Source organism: Rhodococcus sp. (in: high G+C Gram-positive bacteria) (assembly GCF_049286785.1).
In the GTDB taxonomy this organism is placed as follows: domain Bacteria; phylum Actinomycetota; class Actinomycetes; order Mycobacteriales; family Mycobacteriaceae; genus Rhodococcus_F.
On sequence record NZ_JBAQEO010000582.1, the window covers coordinates 1 to 5,551 of the forward strand.

Genomic DNA, 5,551 nt, shown 5'->3' on the forward strand with positions numbered 1-5,551 from the left:
CTGCTTCCAACATTTTCCGCACAGTATGCCCGGCCATCAGCCGACTCGGACATACACTGCTCATCACAGCAGCCCCGCGGACGGGAGAACATGATGCCAACTGTCGTTCTCGTGCTCATCGCGTTGATCGGTGCCACCATCCAGTCCCGCAGGCGCCGTGAGGGAGCCGGTCCCGCCACCACGATCGACACATACCTCGTGTGGTGGCTGGTGGCCGTGGTGGGTGTCGGTTCGGTTATCGGCGCGGCGTTTCACGTATTCGACGGACCCGACACCGCGGAGATGATCGGATACACCCGCGGTGACGGCGGATTCCAGTTCGAGAATGCGATGGGGGATCTGGCGATCGGGGTCGCCGGCATCATGTGCTACCGGTTCCGCGGGTATTTCTGGCTGGCGGTCCTCACTGTCATGACGGTGCAATACTTCGGTGACGCCGTCGGCCACATCTACTTCTGGATCGCCGAGGACAACACGAAGTCCGGCAACATCGGTTTCCCGCTGTGGTTCGACATCATCATGCCGATCGTGGGATGGGTGCTGTATGCCGCGTCCCGCAAGCGGAGTGGGGACGCGGCACCGCGCGAAACGGTCGCTGCGCGCTGACGGCCCGACTGATTGCACCGCACCGGCGCACGTGGGACGCTCGAGGCACTACGCGAGAAGGTGGAGTCAATGAGCCTGGTCATCGGCGAAGCACTCATCGACATCGTCACGGACAGCGACGGCAACGTGGTGGAGTACGTCGGCGGCAGTCCGCTCAACGTCGCGGTCGGGCTCGGCAGACTCGAACGCCCCGTCGAGTTCGTCACCCACATCGGAGACGATCCCCACGGCCACCGCATCGCCGAGCACCTTCGCGCTTCGGGTGTGGCGCTGGCACCGGGGAGCGTCACACCGCAGCGGACCGCGACGGCGCACGCCACGCTCGACCCCGCAGGCGCCGCCCGCTACGCATTCGACCTCGACTGGGATCTGCCCTCACCGCGCTGGAACTCCAGCTCCCATCTCGTCCACACGGGGTCGATCGCGTCGGTGCTGGAACCGGGATGTGCTGTGGTGGCCGACCTCGTGACTTCCCAGCGTGCCTCGTCGACGATCAGTTACGACCCGAATGTGCGTCCACCTTTGATCACCGACGCCGCCCGCGCCCGCGAGCGAATCGAGTACCTGGTGTCGATCGCGGATATCGTCAAGGCCAGCGACGAGGATCTCCGGTGGTTCGATCCCGACCGCGATCCCCTCGACGTTGCCCACGACTGGTTGTCGCGGGGGCCCGCCGTCGTGGCCGTCACAGCGGGTGCCCAGGGCGCGTTCGCCGTCTACGCGGGCGGCGTCGTCGAAGTCCCGGCCGTCGAGGTCGCGGTGGTGGACACCGTGGGTGCGGGCGACGCGTTCATGGCCGGCCTTCTCGACGGATTCTGGTCCCGCGCATTCCTGGGCGTCGAGCGCCGGGAGGCTCTGCACCGGATCAGCCACGACGAACTGCACATCGTGCTCGGCAATGCCGTCCTCGCCGCCGCGCTGACGGTCGCGCGGCCGGGTGCCGACCTTCCCACCAGGGAGAGCCTGACGCGCGCGGCCGGGGTGCCTCGATGACACTCGTCGCGCACACTTCGGGTGGTTCAGGTGGGGTCCTCGACGAGGACAGGGGCAGCATGCTTTCCACCCTCGGACGTCGACGGCTCACGGCGAGGATGCTCGGTGGCCGCATCGAAAGTGTCCGGCACCGCATGCGGCACGATGCCGACGGTCGCGAGCAGTTCCCACAGCCCCGCCATCGCGCCCTTGGGGTCGAGGCAGTACTCCGATTCACGGACCCGCCAGAAGGTCCACCCACAACGCTCTAGTTCCTGCTCGCGTTCGAGATCCGCGAGACGCTGCTCGGCTGTGGTGGAGAACGAGTCGCTGTCACACTCCACCGCCAACCGCATCGTTCCGCCGGTCACGACCAGGTCGATGCGCCGATTGTTCACCTCGACTTGGGGATTGACGTGATAGCCGCGCTCCGCGATGTCGTTGAACACCCGTTGCTCGAGCAGACTGTCGAACGGCGGAGTCCGCACGTCACGACTTACGTCGACAGGCATGGGCTCGGCGGGGGCAGGGGAGGTGGACTCGATGTAGCGGAGCAGCGCATTCCGCAGGTCCGAACGCTCGAGTTCGTCCACGGTCACGGAGTGGAACAACCACAGCTGATCCTGGGCCCGCGACGCCGCGACGTTGAATCGGCGCTTGTACTGGTTGGCGGTCAACGGCGCGAAGTTCCGGCCGGACGCCACTACCATCGACAGGAAGACGACGCTGCGTTCGTCACCTTGGAAGTCCGGTGGAGTACCCACCCGCAGGCGACGCTGCTCCCACTGCTCGATGCCGATGCGCCGCACCAGTTCACCGCGGATCACATCAACCTGCGACTGCCCCTGCAGCACCACCACGCCGAACGTCTTTCCTTCGTAAAGCGGATCCACCAGGCATTCGATCAGCTGATCGACGAGTGCCGTCGCCTCGGCGTGGTTGGTCAACGTCGCGTCCTTGCCGGTGACCGACGCGTCCGGGACAAGCGTGTGCTTCAGGGGCGGGAGACGGTCTGCGCCGAACTGCCGCACCGGTACCAGAGGTAAATCGCCGTAGAACTCCCGGCTCGACCAGTTGATGATCTCGGGCATCGACCGGAAGTGTTCCCGAAGCCGCACCACCTGACCGAAACTGGTGCGCAGAATCGAGAACAGGCTCGATCGGGGTGTCAACGTCGCCTGCACGTACTCGGGAAGGTCCGGCAGGTAGGCATCGAGCCGGGTGAACACGTCTGCGAGGGTGCCGTGGGTGGGGATTTCAGCTGGCGCACACTGTTTGTCGTCCCCCACCACGATCACCCGCGGTGCGAGCCACAGCAGGAAGAGGTTGGTGATGTCTGCCTGGCTGGCCTCGTCCACGATCACCACGTCGAAGCTGCCCGGCACGGGCGGGATGGAGGCAAGCACCTGCTGCAGCGGCATCACCCAGGCGGGGACGGCTCCCTGCGCCGAGCCCATGGCGGAACGGGCTGCACTGCGGTACTTTTCGGCGTACTTTCCGGATCCCGCGCCGATGTTGGAGATGTGCTCTCGGTAGGTCTGCAGCGCTCGAACCTGTTCCGCGGTCAGGTGTTCGAGGCAGTCCCGCCAGGCGGACGCGGCCGCGAGGCGAGCCGTCAACTGCGCGAGATCCGCGTCGAGGGCGGACAGCTCGGCTTTCAGTTCCTGTTCACGTCCGGGTCGGTGGTGTTCCGAGACCCATTGGCGAGCGCGGCGCCATGCCCAGGCGTCCGACAGCTGCCAGCTGATCTCGTCCCATTCGGGCAGCGTCGCGGTCTCCCGCACCAATTCGTGGAGCGCCGGCGCCACCGGGGCGAGGCGTCCCGACAACTCCTCGAAGAGCTGCTGATCCTGTTGCTCGCTGCACGCGACGGCGTAGCGGGCGAACGCGTCCGGCAATGCCGCACCGTCGGCCTGTTCCAGAGCCGCGACCAGTGCGGTGCCCTCGGGTGAGGGACCCGGATCGACGGCGGTGGACACCGCCGAGACGATCGCAGCCAGTTCCGCGCGGGCAGTGTCGACATCGGTGCGAGAGGTGATCGACTCGGCTGCGTTCGCCACGGCGAGGACATCCGTGAGACTTCTCATCCGAGGGGCGTTGGGGGACAACGCGAACAGCTCCCGGGCGAGCGCGTCTCGCGCGGCGAGCAGCGCACGCACCCGCCCCACCCGATCGACAACCCTGTTGAGGGCATCGACCCGGAGAGCACGAGAACCAGTGAGTTCCACTGGAATTCCGACGTCGTCGAGCAACTCCGCTGCCGTCTGCGCGGCATCGTGGGCACGCAGGTGTTCGGTCACCAACCGCACCGTGACAGCGGTGGTGGCAGGCACTCCGTCAACGGTGGCGTCGATGTCGAGGGCTTCGACGGCCTTCTGTTCGCGGCTGCGCCGGAATCGCGCCTTCCACTCGACGGCGCCGGACTCCATCGCCACCGCGAGCGCGCCCACCGCGTGCAGGGCAGGCCTGGTCATCACGGAGCACTGCACATCGTGCGCGCCCACGTACCGGTCGGCCGCAGTGGCCGCCTCGACAATCGCAGGCAGAGCCTCCAACCGGCCCCACAGGTGCGCGGCTCCACCCGCCAGCACCGTGTCGGCCAGACCCTGGAATCTGCCATCGAGCTCGAGGATGTCGACTGCATGCGCATGGAGTTCGTTGCAGTACCGGCGGATGGTGAAGGCAACCGTGGGATCGACGCCCTCGAGAACGCCGAGAAGCTGGGCGGACTGCGGCGTCTCGATCAGAACGTGTGCGGACGCCCGCGCACACAGTCGTTCCAGCTGAGCCCGGTTCGGCAACAGTGTGTCGAGTGGGGGCAGACTCTGACGGGACCGTTCCGCCCGGGACGGTGACGCCGCGCCGCTCAATCGGCGCAGGGCCTCCACCTCGGCTCCGGTCAGCGGCGACTCCTCGGCGAGCAGCGGCCCCGGCAGCCACTCGTAAGCCTCTTCCAGGGACACCACGGCGCGCACGATGGTGGCCGCGGTGCCCTCGTAGCCGTCGGCGACGTGCGTGTGGTGCGTCTCGGACTCACGCAGCGCCTTGACTTCGTCGAGCAGTACCGAGCGCTTCCGCACCGCCTCGTCGCGCTGCGCGCGGAGGTTGTCGATCTTCTGCTTCTCACTCCGCGGATTGAACGACGACTTGCGCTCGGCGATCTTCGCGACACTGCGGGTGAGTTCGTCCGAACCGTTCCGCGAGAGGTCGGTGATCGAGACACACAGCTCCTGCATCTCGGGCGGCAGCTTGTCCCGCAGAACCCGCAGGGCCTGCGCCTTCTCACTTGTCACGAGCACACGCTGACCTCGGGCGAGGAGCGCGGACACGAGGTTGGCGATGGTGTGGGTCTTCCCGGTTCCCGGTGGGCCTTCCACCACCACTCCGCTGTCCTCGCCGAGCCGCTCGATGATCTGCGACTGCTCGGCATTCGCGGGCAGCGGGAAGAGCGGATCTTCCGCGAGGCGCGACGCGTCGGCGGCTCCCGTGCGGTCGAGCCAATCCAGACGGTCCCGCGTTTCGATGGCATCGACCAATTGGGCGAGACCGAGGGGCACGGTCACACCCTCGCCGTCGAGGTGAGCGAGCATCTGGTCGTAGTACTCGATCAACGCGAACGAACTGCGCTTTCGCAAGACCAGCGCGGGTGACGCGGTGAGGGTCGGGGGCGTCTTCACGCTCAATGCCTCCCGCGACCATTGCCCCAGAACCTTCATGACATCGGCGCTCAGCGGGGAGGTCGCGGCGTCCTGCAGTTGTCGCTGGAGCGGCAACGCGCGCGAGCTGTCGTATATCTCGAGGCCGGTGAACAGTTCGGAGTCCTCGAGCCGCGGCGCGGTGTCGGGCATCAACCGCACCAGCAGGTCGCCGGTCCGTGCGTCGCGTTCGATATTCGCCGGCTGGGTCACCAGGTGCGTGCGGATGTCGGCCGACTCGTCGGTGGAAGTGAGCAGCCCCGCCGCCACTACGAGTT

3 protein-coding genes are annotated in these 5,551 nt (G+C 66.9%); 2 read left to right on the plus strand and 1 reads right to left on the minus strand.

Translation table 11 applies throughout. The annotated features are described in order from the left end of the window. Positions 1-93: 93 nt before the first annotated feature. Positions 94-606 (plus strand): DUF6790 family protein, encoded by a 513-nt coding sequence (locus WAW17_RS21190; protein ID WP_422334880.1) that lies wholly within the window; start codon positions 94-96, stop codon positions 604-606. Positions 607-675: 69 nt separating this feature from the next. Next, positions 676-1,599 (plus strand): carbohydrate kinase family protein, encoded by a 924-nt coding sequence (locus tag WAW17_RS21195; RefSeq protein WP_422334881.1) that lies wholly within the window; start codon positions 676-678, stop codon positions 1,597-1,599. A 26-nt stretch (positions 1,600-1,625) separates the two neighbouring features. Here the strand turns inward: WAW17_RS21195 and WAW17_RS21200 are convergent. After that, positions 1,626-5,551 (minus strand): AAA domain-containing protein (locus WAW17_RS21200; RefSeq protein WP_422334882.1); only part of this gene is annotated, 3,926 nt, incomplete at its 5' end.

Coding starts and splice junctions, on each gene's coding strand:
- WAW17_RS21195 (WP_422334881.1), top strand. CDS start 676: ATGAGCCTGGTCATCGGCGAAGCACTCATCGACATCGTCACGGACAGC.
- WAW17_RS21190 (WP_422334880.1), top strand. CDS start 94: ATGCCAACTGTCGTTCTCGTGCTCATCGCGTTGATCGGTGCCACCATC.